General features: G+C 56.5%; 17 protein-coding genes and 1 other annotated feature. Of the genes, 14 read left to right on the forward strand and 3 right to left on the reverse strand.

Annotated features, from left to right (window positions below):
- Positions 1 to 179 precede the first annotated feature (179 nt).
- Genes creA through creD form a run of 4 tightly spaced genes read left to right on the forward strand, consistent with a single transcriptional unit; the run spans position 180 to position 4,186 of the window.
- Positions 180 to 650, forward strand: a complete 471-nt coding sequence (creA, locus tag GNG27_RS03410; RefSeq protein ID WP_142488165.1) for a protein CreA — start codon at positions 180 to 182, stop codon at positions 648 to 650.
- A 14-nt stretch (positions 651 to 664) separates the two neighbouring features.
- Complete coding sequence (creB, locus tag GNG27_RS03415; RefSeq protein WP_156262874.1) at positions 665 to 1,354, forward strand: two-component system response regulator CreB; 690 nt, start codon at positions 665 to 667, stop codon at positions 1,352 to 1,354.
- Positions 1,354 to 2,778: a two-component system sensor histidine kinase CreC gene (gene creC, locus GNG27_RS03420; RefSeq protein WP_156262875.1), complete on the forward strand. Its 1,425-nt coding sequence runs from the start codon at positions 1,354 to 1,356 to the stop codon at positions 2,776 to 2,778. The genes creB and creC overlap by 1 nt, the downstream gene beginning before the upstream one ends.
- A 58-nt stretch (positions 2,779 to 2,836) precedes the next feature.
- Positions 2,837 to 4,186 carry a cell envelope integrity protein CreD gene (gene creD, locus GNG27_RS03425; protein WP_156262876.1) on the forward strand — a complete coding sequence of 450 codons (1,350 nt, stop codon included), beginning with the start codon at positions 2,837 to 2,839 and terminating at the stop codon, positions 4,184 to 4,186.
- 45 nt (positions 4,187 to 4,231) lie between these two features.
- Here creD and arcA read toward each other — a convergent pair whose 3' ends face one another.
- Complete coding sequence (gene arcA / locus GNG27_RS03430; RefSeq protein WP_032616427.1) at positions 4,232 to 4,948, reverse strand: two-component system response regulator ArcA; 717 nt, start codon at positions 4,946 to 4,948, stop codon at positions 4,232 to 4,234.
- Positions 4,949 to 5,043: 95 nt separating this feature from the next.
- On the opposite strand from arcA, the gene yjjY reads away from it, so the two are divergent.
- From yjjY to GNG27_RS03465, 7 genes are all read left to right on the forward strand, one after another.
- Positions 5,044 to 5,184, forward strand: coding sequence for a protein YjjY (gene yjjY, locus GNG27_RS03435; protein ID WP_001541509.1), 141 nt, complete (start codon positions 5,044 to 5,046; stop codon positions 5,182 to 5,184).
- Between the two features lie 399 nt (positions 5,185 to 5,583).
- Positions 5,584 to 6,270, forward strand: a complete 687-nt coding sequence (locus GNG27_RS03440; protein WP_156262877.1) for a tRNA/rRNA methyltransferase — start codon at positions 5,584 to 5,586, stop codon at positions 6,268 to 6,270.
- A 211-nt stretch (positions 6,271 to 6,481) separates the two neighbouring features.
- Positions 6,482 to 6,550 carry a thr operon leader peptide gene (gene thrL, locus GNG27_RS03445; RefSeq protein WP_103181027.1) on the forward strand — a complete coding sequence of 23 codons (69 nt, stop codon included), beginning with the start codon at positions 6,482 to 6,484 and terminating at the stop codon, positions 6,548 to 6,550.
- Positions 6,489 to 6,606: a sequence feature (Thr leader region), on the forward strand. Its footprint overlaps the gene before it by 62 nt.
- A gap of 25 nt (positions 6,607 to 6,631) precedes the next feature.
- Positions 6,632 to 9,094, forward strand: coding sequence for a bifunctional aspartate kinase/homoserine dehydrogenase I (thrA, locus tag GNG27_RS03450; RefSeq protein WP_156262878.1), 2,463 nt, complete (start codon positions 6,632 to 6,634; stop codon positions 9,092 to 9,094).
- 1 nt (position 9,095) lies between these two features.
- Positions 9,096 to 10,025, forward strand: coding sequence for a homoserine kinase (gene thrB, locus GNG27_RS03455; RefSeq protein ID WP_142488171.1), 930 nt, complete (start codon positions 9,096 to 9,098; stop codon positions 10,023 to 10,025).
- Between the two features lie 3 nt (positions 10,026 to 10,028).
- The gene (thrC, locus tag GNG27_RS03460) at positions 10,029 to 11,315 is read left to right on the forward strand and encodes a threonine synthase (RefSeq protein ID WP_156262879.1); all 1,287 of its coding nucleotides are present in this window, start codon (positions 10,029 to 10,031) and stop codon (positions 11,313 to 11,315) included.
- A 282-nt stretch (positions 11,316 to 11,597) separates the two neighbouring features.
- A complete protein-coding gene (locus GNG27_RS03465; RefSeq protein WP_142488173.1) occupies positions 11,598 to 11,885 on the forward strand; it encodes a DUF2502 domain-containing protein in 288 nt (95 codons plus the stop codon).
- 30 nt (positions 11,886 to 11,915) lie between these two features.
- Here the strand turns inward: GNG27_RS03465 and yaaA are convergent, their stop codons facing one another.
- Complete coding sequence (gene yaaA / locus GNG27_RS03470; protein ID WP_156262880.1) at positions 11,916 to 12,689, reverse strand: peroxide stress protein YaaA; 774 nt, start codon at positions 12,687 to 12,689, stop codon at positions 11,916 to 11,918.
- 66 nt (positions 12,690 to 12,755) lie between these two features.
- Positions 12,756 to 14,186: a sodium:alanine symporter family protein gene (locus GNG27_RS03475; protein WP_156262881.1), complete on the reverse strand. Its 1,431-nt coding sequence runs from the start codon at positions 14,184 to 14,186 to the stop codon at positions 12,756 to 12,758.
- Positions 14,187 to 14,447: 261 nt separating this feature from the next.
- On the opposite strand from GNG27_RS03475, the gene tal reads away from it, so the two are divergent.
- From tal to GNG27_RS03490, 3 genes are all read left to right on the forward strand, one after another.
- Positions 14,448 to 15,401 carry a transaldolase gene (gene tal, locus GNG27_RS03480; protein ID WP_142488176.1) on the forward strand — a complete coding sequence of 318 codons (954 nt, stop codon included), beginning with the start codon at positions 14,448 to 14,450 and terminating at the stop codon, positions 15,399 to 15,401.
- 110 nt (positions 15,402 to 15,511) lie between these two features.
- Positions 15,512 to 16,099, forward strand: coding sequence for a molybdopterin adenylyltransferase (gene mog, locus GNG27_RS03485; protein ID WP_077227125.1), 588 nt, complete (start codon positions 15,512 to 15,514; stop codon positions 16,097 to 16,099).
- Positions 16,100 to 16,222: 123 nt separating this feature from the next.
- On the forward strand, positions 16,223 to 17,512 hold the full coding sequence (locus GNG27_RS03490; protein ID WP_156262882.1) for an MFS transporter: 1,290 nt from the start codon (positions 16,223 to 16,225) through the stop codon (positions 17,510 to 17,512).
- Positions 17,513 to 17,524 lie beyond the last annotated feature (12 nt).

The raw sequence follows: 17,524 nt of genomic DNA on the forward strand, positions 1-17,524 counted from the left end.
GCTAACAGGTTAGCGGATAATAGCATTTTTTGATGTTTTAGCATTCAGTGTTTTTTTTGCGCTTAAATGCGTTTCGCCCTCAATTCCGGAAGGATATATTCTAATCCTGTGATCTTGCTGCTTTTTTTCATATGATTGTTGAATAATGACTCAATGCAATTTTTAAATATGGTAACAATATGAAATACAAGACATTGATCCTCACCACGCTGCTGTTATTAACCGGTCATGCCGCGCAGGCAGAAGAAATTGGTTCCGTTGATACCGTATTTAAGGTTTTCGGGCCCGACCATAAAATTGTCGTTGAAGCCTTTGACGATCCCGATGTGAAAAACGTGACCTGCTATATCAGCCGGGCGAAAACCGGCGGTATCAAAGGCGGACTGGGGCTGGCGGAAGACACTTCCGATGCGGCGATCTCCTGTCAGCAGGTGGGGCCGGTTGAGCTGAGCGATAAGATCAAAAACGGCAAGTCGCAGGGCGAAGTCGTATTCCAGAAACGCACCTCACTGGTGTTCAAAAAACTGCAGGTCGTACGTTTCTATGATGCGAAGCGTAACGCGCTGGCCTATCTCGCCTACTCGGATAAGGTCGTGGAGGGATCGCCAAAAAATGCGCTGAGCGCGGTGCCGATTATGCCGTGGCATTAAGTCAGGAATACCCCATGCAGCAACCCGTGGTCTGGCTGGTTGAAGACGAAATCAGTATCGCTGAAACGCTGATCTACATGCTTCAGCAGGAGGGCTTTGCAGTGAAGGCCTTCGAACGCGGCCTGCCCGTGCTGGAGGAGGCGCGCCGGCAGATCCCGGCGCTCGCCATTCTTGATGTCGGCCTGCCGGACATCAGCGGCTTTGAGCTGTGCCGCCAGCTGCTGGCGCAGCATCCCGCGCTGCCGGTGCTGTTCCTGACGGCCCGCAGCGATGAGGTGGACAAGCTGCTCGGGCTGGAGATCGGGGCTGATGATTATGTCGCCAAGCCCTTCTCGCCCCGGGAAGTGTGCGCCCGGGTGCGAACGATTTTACGGCGGATGCAAAAATCCGCTGCGCCGTCTGAGATCGTCCGTATCGGCCAGTTTGAGCTGAACGAGCCCGCCGCCCGCATCAGCTGGTGCGGAGAGCCGTTGCCGCTGACGCGCTACGAATTCCTGCTGCTCAAAACGCTGCTGCATGCGCCAGGCCGCGTCTATTCCCGGCAGCAGCTGATGGATAGAGTCTGGGGGGAGGAGGGCGACAGCTTCGATCGCACCGTCGACACCCATATTAAAACCCTGCGTGCCAAGCTGCGGGCGGTGAACGATCGGCTTTCTCCCATCAGCACCCACCGCGGCATGGGCTACAGCCTGGGATTATATTAATGCGCATCGGCATGCGGCTGTTGCTGGGGTACTTCCTGATTGTGGCCATTGCCGCGTGGTTTGTGCTGTCGATCTTTGTCCAGGAGGTGAAGCCCGGCGTGCGCAGGGCAACGGAAGGGACGCTGATCGACACCGCCACGCTGCTGGCCGAAGTCGGACGGGAGGATCTGCTTTCGGGTGATGCGCAGCAGGGCAGGCTGGCGCAGGCCTTTTCGCAGCTCCATCAGCGACCCTTTCGCGCCAACATCGGCGGCATTCACAAAGTGCGCAACGAGTATCATGTCTACATGACCGATGCCCAGGGCCGGGTGGTGTTTGATTCCGCTGGCCTTGCGGTGGGGAAGGATTACTCGCGCTGGAACGACGTCTGGCTGACCCTGCGTGGTGAATATGGCGCCCGCAGCACCCCGGGCAACCCGGACGATCCCGAGAGTACGGTGATGTACGTTGCCGCGCCGGTGGTCGATCGGGGCAGGATCATCGGCGTGCTGTCGGTCGGAAAGCCCAATAGCGCAATGGCGCCGGTCATCAAGCGCAGCGAGCGGCGGATCCTCTGGGCCGGCGGGGCGCTGCTGGGCATTGCGTTGCTGATTGGCCTGGCCGTGGCCTGGTGGATCAACCGCTCGATTCACACCCTGTCGCGCTATGCCGACTCGGTCACCAGCGATACCCCGCTGCCGTTGCCCGATCCGGGCAGCAGCGAACTCCGCAAGCTGGCACAGGCGCTGGAGAATATGCGTATTCGCCTAGAGGGGAAGAATTACATTGAACACTATGTTCATGCGCTTACCCACGAGCTGAAAAGTCCGCTGGCCGCAATTCGCGGCGCGGCGGAAATTCTGGCCGAACAGCCGCCGCCTCAGGTGGCCGCGCGGTTTATCGACAATATCCTGGTGCAAAATGCGCGCATGCAGTCGCTGGTGGAAAAGCTCCTCGCCCAGGCTCGTCTTGAGAATCGGATAGAGATTGTCCCGGTGAGCGTCAGCGTTGATGTACTCTTTACGCGGCTTGCCGATGCGCGCGCGGCAACGCTGGCAGCGAAAAACATCACCCTGACATTTCAGGGCACTTCGTGCCGCGTGGCGGGCGATCCCGAGCTGCTTGAGCAGGCGCTGGGCAATTTGCTGGATAACGCCATCGATTTCACCCCGCCGGGTGGAGCAATCCAGCTTGCGGCCACGGAAGCCCACAGACAGGTGAACATCACCGTAACCGACAGCGGCGGTGGGATCCCGGATTACGCCCTGGCGCGGATTTTTGAACGCTTCTACTCGCTCCCGCGCTCGAACGGGCTGAAAAGCAGCGGGCTCGGGCTGGCCTTTGTGCAGGAGGTAGCGCGTCTGCATCAGGGCAGCATCGATTTGCAAAACCGGCCCGAAGGCGGCGTGACGGCCACGCTGACACTTCACCGTCCCTTCACATAACTTCAAACTGGCCCCACATAGCGCAGTTAGGCTCTCTTCATCACAAAGGAGAGCCACTATGAAATCCCCCCTGTTCTGGAAAGTCAGCACCCTGTTGGGGTGCATTCTGCTGTTACTCGTCCCGCTGTTTATGGTGGGTAATCTGATTTCGGAGCGCGAGAGCTACCGCAACGCGGTCGAAAACACGCTGCGTCAAAGCACCAGTGGCCCACAGCAGCTGGTTGGCCCGCTGATCGCCATTCCGGTGACGGAGATTTACTACAAGCTGGAGGACGAGAAAAAAGTTGAGTATAAGAAAAGCTATATGCACTTCATCCTGCCGGAGTCGCTGTTAGTCGAAGGTAATCAGCACGTTGAGACGCGCAATATCGGCATCTATGACGGGCAAATCTGGAACACCGATCTCAGGATCAAAGCCCAGTTTAATACCGATAAACTGGCGCAGCTGAAGGGTGAAACCATGACCCTGGGGCAGCCTTTTATCGTGGTTGGCGTCGGTGATGCGCGCGGAATTGGCGCGGTGAGCGCGTCAAAAATCAACGGTGAGACCTTAAGCATTGAGCCCGGCTCAGGTGTGCACGGGGCGTTATCCGGCATCCATATGCCCCTGACCGACAACGCGCTGGCGCTTAAAACCTTCACCCTGGAGATGTCGTTGAATCTGGCGGGCACCGGCAGTTTCGCAGTGGTTCCGGTGGGGCGCAACAGCGAACTGACCCTGACCAGCAACTGGCCGCATCCGGGTTTTATGGGTGACTACCTGCCGGTTAAGCACCAGATTAGCGACTCGGGCTTCCTGGCGAACTGGAAAAGCAGCTGGTTTGCCAACAACCTGGCGGGCTGGTTCAACGACAGGGAGACGCCCGAATGGCAGACTATCCCGGCCTTTAGCGTGACGGTCGCCACCCCCGCGGATCAGTATCAGCTCACGGACCGCGCGATTAAGTACGCCATTCTGCTGATTGCCCTGACCTTTATGGCTTTCTTTGTCTTTGAAACCTTAACCGGGCTGCGCCTGCATCCGATGCAGTATCTGCTGGTCGGTCTGTCGCTGGTGCTGTTCTATCTGGTGCTGCTGGCGCTGTCAGAGCATGTTGGTTTTACACCCGCCTGGATTATTGCCAGCCTGGTGGGAGCGGTGATGAACGGCGTTTATCTGCAGGCGGTGCTGAAAAGCTGGAGACGCAGCAGCATGTTTGTGGTGGCGCTGCTGGGGCTGGACGTGGTGATGTGGTTCCTGCTGCGTTCGGAAGACAGCGCACTGCTGCTGGGTTCTGCCGTTCTGGCACTGGCGTTGTTCGCAGTGATGTATCTCACCCGTCACTTTGACTGGTACTCGCTTTCCCAGCCGAAGCGCCCGGAGCCACCAGCCGAACCGGATAAGGATGCGATGCGGTTATGGAAATAAAAAAACGGCGCGAAAGCGCCGTTTTTTTATGGCCGATCTGCGGGATTACTCCTGCAGGTCGCCGCAGAAACGATAGCCTTCACCGTGGATGGTGGCGATGATTTCTGGGGTATCCGGCGTGGATTCGAAGTGTTTACGAATACGGCGGATGGTAACGTCAACGGTGCGGTCGTGCGGCTTCAGCTCACGGCCGGTCATTTTTTTCAGCAGTTCTGCACGGGACTGGATCTTGCCCGGATTTTCGCAGAAGTGCAGCATGGCGCGGAATTCGCTGCGCGGCAGTTTGTACTGGTCGCCCTGAGGGCTCACCAGCGAACGGCTATTAATATCAAGTTCCCAGCCGTTGAATTTGTAGCTGTCTACGCTACGACGCTCTTCGCTGACCGTGCCCAGGTTCATGGTGCGGGACAGCAGATTGCGTGCACGAATGGTTAACTCGCGAGGGTTAAAAGGTTTGGTGATATAGTCATCCGCACCGATTTCCAGGCCAAGAATTTTATCAACTTCATTGTCGCGGCCGGTCAGGAACATTAACGCAACGTTCGCCTGCTCGCGCAGCTCGCGCGCCAGCAGAAGGCCGTTTTTACCCGGCAGGTTAATGTCCATGATGACCAGGTTGATATCATTTTCAGAAAGGATCTGATGCATCTCTGCGCCATCGGTCGCTTCAAAGACATCGTAGCCTTCTGCTTCGAAAATGCTCTTTAACGTGTTGCGTGTTACCAACTCGTCTTCAACGATAAGAATGTGCGGGGTCTGCATGTTTGCTACCTAAATTGCCAACTAAATCGAAACAGGAAGTACAAAAGTCCCTGACCTGCCTGATACATGCCACAAATTAACATGACCGGCGTAACGTGACTAAAGTACGTAATTGCGTTCTTGATGCACTTTCCATCAACGTCAACAACATCATTAGCTTGGTCGTGGGTACTTTCCCTCTGGACCCGACAGTGTCAAAAACGGCTGTCATCCTAACCATTTTAACAGCAACATAACAGGTTAAGAGGCACCGGACACCCAATAAAACTACGCTTCGTTGACATATATCAAATTCAATTGTAGCACGTTAACAGTTTGATGAAATCATCGTAGCGGATTGCTAGCCTTTGTCACATTTTTTCAATAAACCAACCAGTTGCGTTCATTAATTAATAAACAAGGCGAATCCAATGTCAACACCCGCTAAAAGAAAGCATTATCATTATTAAACATAAGGATAAGTGCTATTCTGTAACATTATCGCGTAAGGTTCACTGATGAAATAGTTTAGTAATTTTAATTTGTAGTGAAACGCTATTTCGGTGATTTGTGTTGCAATTTTGTAAATTCGTGCCGCGTAATATGATGATGTCCATCACATTTTTGTCGGCTAACTGCTTAAAAAGAGAGCATAAATGCATTTGTCAATCGTACTGGTATCCCCCGCAAGAGCAGAAAACATTGGTGCCGCAGCGCGCGCCATGAAGACCATGGGGTTTACCGATCTACGTATCGTTGCCAGTGACGCCCAGAACGATCCGGCGGCGCGGCGTGTTGCGCACGGCTCGGGAGATATTCTCGATAATTTAACGACTTATGAAACGCTCGCAGACGCGCTGCACGACATTTCTTTTACGGTTGCCACCACTGCCCGCGGCCGTTCGAAGTTTCATTACTATGCTACGCCGGCTGAACTGGTGCCGCTGATGGCAGAGAAAAGCCAGTGGATGCCGAAGATGGCGCTGGTTTTCGGGCGCGAAGATTCCGGCCTGACCAATGACGAGCTCGCCCTGGCAGATGTATTGACCGGCGTGCCGATGGTGGCGGATTACCCGTCGTTGAATTTAGGTCAGGCGGTGATGGTGTATTGCTATCAATTAGCCTCTCTGATGCAAATGCCGGTTGCCCCGGTGGCCGACGTAGATGAAAACCAGCTTGCCGCTTTACGTGCGCGCACCGATCGTCTGCTGACATCGCTGAACGTCGCTGACGATCAAAAAATGGTGGAGTGGCTACAGCAGCGGCTGGGCCTGTTAGCTCAGCGAGACACGGCAATGTTGCACCGATTGCTGCACGATATCGAAAAAAAGCTGGCAGAGTAAAAGTCCGTCATATCTTTTAGTTATGGTTAAATATTCCAGACTATGGGTTGCATACGGCCCGATCCGGGCAGAAATAAAATCTCAGACAGCGAGACGTGACAGGGTCGGGAAAGGCGCTTAAATCAGAAATTCGTTGACTTAGCGGCACGTATGCTTTAACCAATAGAGGTAGACAGCACAGACAGATAATAATACAGAGTACACAACATCCATGAAACGCATCAGCATCACCACCATTACCACAACCATCATCATTACCACAGGTAACGGTGCGGGCTGACGCGTACAGGAAAGAAAGAAAAAAGCCCGCACCTGAACAGTGCGGGCTTTTTTTTCGGCTAAAGATCACGAGGTAACAACCATGCGAGTGTTGAAGTTCGGCGGTACATCAGTGGCAAATGCAGAACGATTTCTGCGTGTTGCCGACATCCTGGAGAGCAATGCCAGGCAGGGGCAGGTGGCGACGGTACTCTCTGCCCCGGCTAAAATTACCAACCACCTGGTGGCGATGATTGAAAAGACCATTGGGGGTCAGGATGCACTGGTGAACATCAGCGACGCAGAGCAGATCTTTGCTAACCTGCTGCAGGGCCTGGCGGATGCCCAACCTGGCTTTCCGCATGCCCAGCTGAAAGCTTTTGTTGAGCAAGAGTTTGCCCAGATTAAACACGTTCTGCATGGTATCAGCCTGTTGGGGCAGTGCCCGGACAGCATTAACGCGGCGCTGATCTGCCGCGGTGAAAAACTCTCTATCGCCATCATGGCGGGTCTGCTGGAAGCACGTGGCCATAACGTCACGGTGATCGATCCGGTTGAAAAACTGCTCGCTGTTGGCCATTACCTCGAATCCGCCGTAGATATTGCCGAATCTACCCGTCGCATTGCGGCAGGCAAAATTCCTGCTGACCATATGATCCTGATGGCGGGCTTCACCGCCGGGAATGAAAAAGGGGAGCTGGTGGTGCTGGGCCGTAACGGCTCCGACTACTCTGCGGCCGTGTTGGCCGCCTGTCTGCGTGCCGACTGTTGCGAGATCTGGACCGACGTCGACGGCGTGTATACCTGCGACCCGCGCCAGGTGCCGGATGCCCGTCTGCTGAAGTCGATGTCTTATCAGGAGGCGATGGAGCTCTCCTACTTCGGCGCCAAAGTTCTTCATCCTCGCACCATTGCCCCTATCGCCCAGTTCCAGATCCCATGCCTGATAAAAAACACCGGTAATCCGCAGGCGCCAGGCACGCTGATTGGTGCCAGTAATGACGAGGACGGCCTGCCGGTTAAAGGCATCTCCAACCTCAACAACATGGCGATGTTCAACGTCTCCGGGCCGGGTATGAAAGGTATGGTGGGGATGGCGGCACGCGTCTTTGCCGCCATGTCGCGCAACGGCATCTCGGTAGTGCTGATCACCCAGTCTTCTTCCGAATACAGCATCAGCTTCTGCGTCCCGCAGGTGGACTGCCTGCGTGCCCGTCGGGCGCTGGAGGAGGAATTCTACCTCGAGCTGAAAGAAGAGTTGCTGGAGCCCATTGCCATCCAGGAGCATCTGGCGATCATCTCTGTGGTGGGTGATGGCATGCGCACTCTGCGCGGCATCTCGGCGAAATTCTTTGCGGCGCTAGCGCGGGCGAACATTAATATTGTCGGCATTGCCCAGGGCTCCTCAGAGCGCTCCATCTCCGTGGTGGTGAATAACGACGATGCTACCACCGGCGTACGCGTCACTCATCAGATGCTGTTCAACACCGATCAGGTCATTGAAGTGTTCCTGATTGGCGTCGGTGGCGTGGGCGGCGCGTTACTGGAGCAGCTCAAGCGTCAGCAAGAGTGGCTCAAGAAAAAGCATATCGATCTGCGCGTCTGCGGCATTGCAAACTCCAAAGCCCTGCTGACCAACGTTCACGGACTGAACCTCGAGAACTGGCAGGCAGAGCTGGCGGAGGCGAAAGAGCCGTTCAATCTGGGCCGCCTGATCCGTCTGGTGAAAGAGTATCATCTGCTGAACCCGGTGATTGTCGACTGTACCTCGCACCAGGCGGTGGCCGATCAGTACGCCGACTTCCTGCGTGAAGGCTTCCATGTGGTCACGCCGAACAAAAAGGCCAACACCTCGTCGATGGATTACTACCATCAGATGCGTCACGCGGCGGCGAGATCCCGCCGTAAGTTCCTCTATGACACCAACGTCGGCGCGGGGCTGCCGGTTATCGAAAACCTGCAAAACCTGCTCAATGCCGGTGATGAACTGCAGCGTTTTTCCGGCATCCTGTCGGGCTCGCTCTCCTTTATCTTCGGCAAGCTGGACGAAGGGATGAGCCTGTCAGAAGCGACCAAAGTGGCGCGCGAGCTGGGTTACACCGAGCCGGATCCGCGTGACGACCTCTCCGGGACCGACGTGGCGCGTAAGCTGCTGATCCTCGCCCGTGAAACGGGACGTGAGCTGGAGCTGTCGGATATCGTGATCGAGCCGGTTCTGCCAGAAAGCTTTGACGACTCCGGCGATGTGGCGACCTTTATGGCGAATCTGCCGCAGCTGGATGACGCCTTCGCAGCCCGCGTTGCAAAAGCCCGTGATGAAGGGAAGGTATTGCGCTATGTTGGCAACATCGAAGAAGACGGCGTCTGTCGGGTGAAGATGGCGGCGGTAGACGGTAACGATCCGCTGTTCAAAGTGAAAAATGGCGAAAACGCCCTCGCGTTTTACAGCCACTATTATCAGCCACTGCCGTTGGTCCTTCGCGGCTATGGCGCAGGGAACGATGTGACGGCGGCGGGCGTGTTTGCCGATCTGCTGCGTACCCTGTCATGGAAGTTAGGAGTTTAACATGGTTAAAGTTTATGCCCCGGCTTCCAGCGCCAATATGAGCGTCGGGTTTGATGTGCTGGGCGCGGCGGTGACGCCGGTGGATGGTTCATCGCTGGGGGATACTGTCACGGTTGAGGCCGCAGACAGTTTCAGTCTGAGCAACGTCGGGCGTTTCGCCAGCAAGCTGCCGTCCGATCCGCGTGAGAATATCGTTTATCAGTGCTGGGAGCGTTTTTGTCAGGAGATCGGTAAAAACGTGCCGGTTGCCATGACCCTGGAAAAAAGCATGCCGATTGGCTCCGGGCTGGGCTCGAGTGCCTGTTCGGTGGTGGCCGCGCTGGTGGCGATGAACGAGCACTGCGGCAAGCCGCTGAATAACACCCGCCTGCTGGCCCTGATGGGCGAGCTGGAAGGGCGCATCTCCGGCAGCATTCATTACGATAACGTCGCCCCCTGTTTCCTGGGCGGCATGCAGCTGATGATCGAAGAGAACGGCATCATCAGCCAACAGGTGCCAGGCTTTGACGAGTGGCTGTGGGTGCTTGCCTACCCGGGCATTAAAGTGTCGACCGCCGAAGCGCGCGCCATACTGCCAGCGCAGTACCGCCGTCAGGACTGTATTGCGCACGGTCGTCATCTGGCTGGCTTTATTCATGCCTGCTATACCCGTCAGCCGCTACTGGCGGCAAAACTGATGAAAGATGTTATTGCCGAGCCATACCGCACCAAACTGCTGCCTGGCTTCAACGAAGCGCGTAGCGCGGCGCTGGATATCGGCGCCCTGGCCTGCGGTATTTCCGGTTCCGGTCCGACCCTGTTTGCCCTGTGCGACAAACCGGATACGGCGCAGCGGGTCGCGGAGTGGCTGGGGAAAAATTACCTGCAAAATCAGGAAGGCTTTGTTCATATTTGCCGTCTGGATACGGCCGGCGCACGAGTACTGGGATAAACAATGAAACTCTACAATCTTAAAGATCATAACGAGCAGGTGAGCTTTGCACAGGCCGTCACACAAGGTCTGGGCAAAAACCAGGGACTGTTCTTCCCGCACGACCTGCCGGAGTTTGGTCTGACCGAAATCGACGAGATGCTGAAACAGGATTTCGTTACCCGCAGCACCAAAATTCTCTCCGCGTTTATCGGGGACGAAATCCCGCAGGAGCTGCTGGAGGAGCGCGTCCGCGCGGCCTTTGCTTTCCCGGCACCGGTAAGCCAGGTTGAGCCGGACGTCGGCTGTCTGGAGCTGTTCCACGGCCCGACGCTGGCGTTTAAAGATTTTGGCGGGCGCTTTATGGCGCAGATGCTGACCCATATCAGCGGCGATAAGCCGGTTACCATTCTGACCGCGACCTCCGGCGATACCGGTGCGGCAGTTGCGCATGCCTTCTACGGCCTGAAAAACGTGCGCGTGGTGATCCTCTATCCGCAGGGAAAAATCAGCCCGCTGCAGGAAAAACTGTTCTGTACCCTCGGCGGCAACATTGAAACCGTCGCCATCGACGGGGACTTCGATGCCTGCCAGGCGCTGGTTAAGCAGGCCTTCGACGACGAAGAGCTGAAGGTGGCGCTGGGTCTTAACTCCGCCAACTCCATCAACATCAGCCGCCTGCTGGCGCAGATTTGCTACTACTTCGAAGCGGTAGCCCAGCTGCCGCAGGAAGCACGTAACCAGCTGGTGATCTCGGTGCCGAGCGGCAACTTTGGCGACCTGACTGCCGGCCTGCTGGCGAAGTCACTGGGCCTGCCGGTGAAACGCTTTATCGCTGCCACCAATGCCAATGACACGGTGCCGCGTTTCCTGAAAGAGGGCAAGTGGACGCCAAACACTACGCAGGCCACCCTGTCCAATGCGATGGATGTGTCACAGCCTAACAACTGGCCGCGCGTGGAAGAGCTGTTCCGCCGTAAAATCTGGCGTCTCAATGAGCTGGGCTATGCTGCGGTAACGGACGACACCACCAGAGAGACCATGCGTGAGCTGAAGCAGGTGGGCTACACCTCCGAGCCGCACGCGGCGGTGGCGTATCGCGCTCTGCGCGATCAGCTGAACCCGGGCGAGTACGGCCTGTTCCTCGGCACCGCCCATCCGGCGAAGTTTAAGGAGAGCGTGGACGAGATCCTCGGTGAGTCGCTGCCGCTGCCCAAAGAGCTGGCCGAGCGTGCCGATCTGCCGCTGCTGTCGCACAACCTGCCGGCCGATTTCGCCGCGCTGCGTCAGTTGATGATGACCCGCGGGTAAGCCTGTTTGCCCGGTGGCGCTACGCTTACCGGGCTTACGCAAAGCATTTGTAGGTCGGGTAAGGCGAAGCCGCCGCCCGGCAAAAATCCAGCCCGGGTGCGCGCCATCGCCACCCGGCTTTTTTATGGAGAAATTAAGGAGAAAACTAGCAGGGAAAAAGCAGAAATTCCCAATAAATGCGGTGACTTACAGAATAGGATTGCAGAGAATAACATCCTCCCCGCCCCTCACGTAATCTCCTTACATCGGCCCACATCGGGCAAGAATAATAAGGAGTAACCTATGTCTAAACTGAAACCTGCACTTATCGCACTTTCGCTGATGCTGGTGGCTCCGATGGCGGTTCAGGCCGCTGAGATCACCCTGGTACCGGCGGTTAAACTGCAGATTGGCGATCGGGATAATCGTGGCCATCACTGGGATGGCGGCCGCTGGCGTGACAATGACTGGTGGAAGTCTCACTACGAGTGGCGCGACAACCGCTGGCGTCCGCATGGCGAGCATCATGATAATCGCCATCACGATCGTCATGATGACCATCGTCCCGGGCCGGACCGGAAACATCATTAAACTCACCCCGCCAACCGGCGGGGTTTTGCATTACTGCTCGTGGCGCTTAAACACCAGCTCACCTTTCCCTGACGCTTCCTCGTCAAAGAAATAGCCTTCGCTGTTAAATGCCTTCAGCTGCTCTGGCTGCGTCAGACGATTTTCAATGATGTAACGGCTCATCAGTCCGCGCGCTTTTTTGGCGTAGAAGCTGATCACTTTGAACTTGCCGTTCTTCTCATCGAGGAACACCGGCTTAACGATCTCCGCGTTCAGCTTTTTCGGTTTCACCGATTTGTAGTACTCATCCGACGCCAGGTTGATCAGGACATTGTCGCCCTGCGCCTGCAATGCATCGTTCAGCTTGTCGGTGATGGTCTCGCCCCAGAAGTGATAGAGATCTTTGCCTTTCGCGTTCTCCAGACGGATCCCCATCTCCAGACGGTAGGGTTGCATCAAATCCAGCGGACGCAGCACACCGTACAGGCCGGAGAGCATGCGTAAATGCTGTTGGGCAAAATCAAAGTCAGCCTCGCTGAAGGTTTCCGCCTGCAGGCCGGTATAGACGTCGCCTTTGAAGGCCAGAATCGCCTGGCGTGCGTTCGAAGGCGTGAAATCCGGCTGCCAGTCGTGGAAGCGGGTGGCATTAAGATCCGCCAGCTTGTCGCTGATGCTCATCAGGGTTGCAATTTGCGGCGCTGAAAGCTTGCGCGCCTCGCGGATCAGCTGTTGCGAGTGATCCAGCAGTTCAGGCTGGGTATAACGCTCGGTGGCGAGTGGGCTCTGGTAGTCGAGCGTTTTAGCAGGTGAAATCAGAATCAGCATATCCAGTCCTTGCAGGAGATTTGGTGCGATTTTAACAAAAAAACCGCCTCGATTGATCGATGGCTGTTATTGACGCGGCAAATCATCCCAGGCGCCAGGGGCCAGTTGCGAAGCGATCTCGGGATAACGCGAGACATCAAAAACAGGCTGGACCCCCAGCTTCCGCTGGCGCAGGTAATCCCGGGCAATCAGCGTAATGACCGGGGAGAGCAGCAGGATCGCCGTCAGGTTAGTGATTGCCATCAGCGCCATAATGATATCCGCCAGCTGCCAGACCACTGGCAGGCTTAACAAGGAGCCGAGCAGCACCATCAGCACTACGCCACCCCGTAACAGCCAGCGGGATTTCCGGGCATCGGGATGCAAAAAGATCAGGTTGTTTTCGGCATAGATGTAGTTCACCACGATGGAGCTGAAAGCGAACAAAAGGATGATAAAGGCCACGAAGTCGGCACCCCAGCTTCCGGTGAGATTGACCAGCGCCTGTTGAATCAGCTGCACGCCTGCGGTATTGGCCGGGAGATCCACCGGGCCTGCCAGCAGCACGATCATCGCGCTGGCGGTACAGATGATGATGGTATCAACGAAGACGCCAATCATCTGCACGATCCCCTGGGAGGCCGGGTGAGGGGGCCAGGAGGCTGCGGCAGCAGCGGCATTCGGGGTTGACCCCATGCCCGCTTCGTTGGAAAACATTCCGCGCTGAAAACCGGCCGTCAGGGCCTGGCTCAAGGTATAGCCCAGCGCACCTGCGGCGGCTTCACGCCAGCCAAAGGCGCTTTTTACGATCAGGGTAAAGACCGCCGGTAGCTGGTCGGCATGCCAGGCACAGACCACCATGCTGGCGATCACCCACAGCAGCGCCATCACCGGCGCCATCCACTGCATCAGCCGGGCAACGCCTTTGATGCCGGTGAGGATCACCACCAGCGTGAACAGCGCCATCACGCCGCCGGTGATAAATTCCGGACAGTTGAAGGCGAAACGCAGGGCGTGGGCAACGGAGTGGGCCTGAACGGTATTAAAGATCAGACCGTAGGCGACGAGTAAAAAGAGAGAAAACAGCACGCCCATCCAGCGCATACCGAGGCCGCGGGCCATATACCAGGCCGGGCCGCCGCGAAACTGCCCCTGTTTATCCGCTTCCTTATACAGCTGGGCCAGCGAACACTCGGCAAAGGAGGTGGCCATGCCGATGATGGCGGTCATCCACATCCAGAAGATGGCCCCCGGTCCGCCCGCCGAGATCGCCAGCGCGACCCCGGCCAGGTTACCGCTGCCGACCCGGGCCGCCAGGCTGGTACAGAGCGCCTGGAACGAGGTTAAACCTCCCGGCTGGGGGCTCAGGCTGTTTTTCAGATTATTGCGCAGCTGGGGAATAGAGCGAAACTGAATAAAACCGCAGCGAAAAGTGAACCAGATACCTGCCGCAAACAGCAGGTAAATCATCACCGAACCCCACAGGATTTCATTAATAAACGACAGATAATCAGGCATTAACGTCCCTCTTGTTGATGCCAAAGTGCATAGGTAATCGCTACTAATGAGTGAGTAAACAGGTAATTAGCAGTGCGGAATTTTGCCAAGTTTATCACAGGATCCTTCAGCGCATTGTCTGCGGTTGCGCTGACCTTCCGTCGTGTTATCATCAGGGCAGACCGGTTACATCCCCCTAACAAGTAAACCTGTCATTTTTCCGTTTCTGGCATCCTGCTGGTAACGCGAATTATCCAGGGCAAGTTAAAGAGAAACACTATCATGACGGATAAATTAACCTCCCTTCGTCAGTTCACGACTGTTGTCGCTGACACCGGAGATATCGCGGCAATGAAGTTGTACCAGCCGCAGGATGCCACAACGAACCCTTCTCTGATCCTTAACGCTGCACAGATCCCTGAATACCGCAAACTGATCGACGACGCCGTTGCCTGGGCGAAAAGCCAGAGCAGCGATCGTGCACAGCAGGTAGTGGATGCTACCGACAAACTGGCCGTTAACATTGGTCTGGAAATTCTGAAGCTGGTTCCGGGCCGTATCTCGACTGAAGTGGATGCGCGTCTGTCCTACGACACCGAAGCGTCCATCGCCAAAGCCAAACGCCTGATCAAGCTGTACAACGATGCTGGCATCAGCAACGACCGTATCCTGATCAAACTGGCTTCCACCTGGCAGGGCATCCGCGCTGCAGAACAGCTGGAAAAAGAGGGCATCAACTGTAACCTGACCCTGCTGTTCTCCTTCGCTCAGGCGCGTGCCTGTGCAGAAGCGGGCGTGTTCCTGATCTCTCCATTCGTTGGCCGTATTCTGGACTGGTACAAATCCAATACCGACAAGAAAGAGTACGCGGCGTCTGAAGATCCGGGCGTGGTTTCCGTTACCGAGATTTACGAGTACTACAAACAGCACGGCTATGAAACCGTGGTGATGGGCGCAAGCTTCCGTAACGTGGGCGAAATCCTGGAGCTGGCTGGCTGTGACCGCCTGACCATCGCACCTGCGCTGCTGAAAGAGCTGGCAGAAAGCGAAGGCGCGATCGAGCGTAAGCTGAGCTTCAGCGGCGAAGTGAAAGCCCGTCCTGAGCGCATCACTGAATCCGAATTCCTGTGGCAGCACAACCAGGATCCAATGGCGGTAGACAAACTGGCGGACGGTATCCGTAAGTTTGCTATCGACCAGGAAAAACTGGAAAAAATGATCGGCGAACTGCTGTAATCATTCCCGCGTGACCGGGCCTCCGGTCACGCTACTTCTCTTGTTCCCTGTCTGAATCCTCCTGCTGCGTGTATCATTCCCTCAATCTGTATTGTTTGAATGGAATGGATATGAATACCTTACGCATTGGCTTAGTTTCCGTCTCAGATCGCGCCTCCAGCGGTGTCTATGAAGATAAAGGCATCCCCGCGCTGGAAGCCTGGCTGGCTTCTGCCCTGACCACCCCTTTTGAAGTGCAAACCCGCCTGATCCCCGATGAACAGGCGATCATCGAGCAAACCTTGTGTGAACTGGTTGATGAAATGAGCTGCCACCTGGTGCTGACTACCGGCGGTACCGGTCCGGCACGTCGCGACGTGACGCCGGATGCGACTCTCGCCATCGCCGATCGTGAAATGCCGGGCTTTGGCGAACAGATGCGCCAGATCAGCCTGCACTTTGTGCCGACGGCGATCCTCTCCCGTCAGGTGGGGGTGATCCGCAAGCAGGCGCTGATCCTCAATTTACCGGGCCAGCCAAAGTCGATTAAAGAGACGCTGGAAGGGGTGAAAGAGGCCGACGGTAAGGTGGTGGTCGCAGGTATCTTCGCCAGTGTACCTTATTGTGTACAGCTTCTTGAGGGGCCTTACGTCGAAACCGATCCGCAGGTGGTAGCAGCTTTTCGCCCGAAAAGCGCGAGACGTGAAACAATCTCCTGAAATTAACAATAATGTGACATAAGCTGTAACGGCAGTAGCGGGCTAATTGATTTACGGTATAGTAATTTTTTCTTTACGATAGCTGTAAATATAACTCAACAATTCAGCCCATAATGGTTCGCTATGTCACATTACAACCGGCCTCTCAATCGTCAGGATTATAAGACTCTCACGCTGGCCGCACTCGGCGGCGCGCTGGAGTTTTATGACTTCATCATCTTCGTCTTTTTCGCGGCTGTCGTCGGGGCGCTGTTCTTCCCGGCAGATATTCCCGAATGGCTGCGTCAGGTACAGACCTTTGGCATTTTTGCCGCCGGGTATCTGGCGCGCCCGTTGGGTGGCATCGTGATGGCCCACTTCGGCGATCTGGTGGGACGCAAAAAGATGTTCACCCTCAGCATCCTGCTGATGGCTGTCCCGACCCTGGCTATCGGCCTGCTGCCGACCTATGCATCGATGGGAATTATTGCCCCGGTATTGCTGCTGCTGATGCGGATCCTGCAGGGGGCGGCGATTGGCGGGGAAGTACCTGGCGCCTGGGTCTTTGTGGCGGAACATGTTCCGGCCCGGCGGATCGGCATTGCCTGTGGCACGCTGACCGCAGGGCTGACGGTCGGTATTCTGCTGGGCTCGGTTGTGGCGACATTAGTGAACACCAGCATGACCCAACAGGCGGTGCACGACTGGGGCTGGCGTATTCCATTCCTGCTGGGCGGTGCCTTTGGTCTGGTGGCGATGTATCTGCGCCGCTGGCTGCAGGAGACGCCGGTCTTCCTTGAAATGCAGCAGCGCAAGGCGCTGGCGCAGGAGCTGCCGGTCAAAGCGGTGGTGGTAAGGCACAGAAAAGCGGTGGTGGTGTCGATGCTGCTCACCTGGCTGCTGTCGGCGGGCATCGTGGTGGTGATTTTGATGTCGCCGGTCTGGCTGCAAAAACAGTACGGCTTTGCCCCGGCGGTAACGCTGCAGGCCAACAGCATCGCGACCATTATGCTGTGCTTCGGCTGCCTGATTGCCGGGCTGGCGGTGGATCGTATCGGTTCCAGCCTGACCTTTATCATCGGCAGCCTGCTTCTTGCCGGGGCGAGCTGGGCATTTTATCACCTGGCGGGCAGCCATCCTGAGCAGCTGTTCCTGCTGTACGGCATGGTCGGGCTGTGCGTCGGCGTGGTGGGGGCCGTGCCGTACGTGATGGTCCGCGCCTTCCCGCCGGAAGTGCGCTTCACCGGGATCTCCTTCTCGTATAACGTCTCCTACGCCATCTTCGGCGGGCTGACGCCGATTGCGGTTACCCTGCTGATGGGCGTCTCGCCTATGGCGCCCGCCTGGTACGTGCTGGCGCTCTCGCTGATGGGGCTGGCGTTAGGCATCTGGCTGCGCCAGAAACCCGTAGAAGCGCCGGTCCTCGCCGGATAAAGACAAGGCCGG

This window comes from Leclercia sp. 119287 (genome assembly GCF_009734485.1).
GTDB classification, from domain to species: domain Bacteria; phylum Pseudomonadota; class Gammaproteobacteria; order Enterobacterales; family Enterobacteriaceae; genus Enterobacter; species Enterobacter adecarboxylatus_C.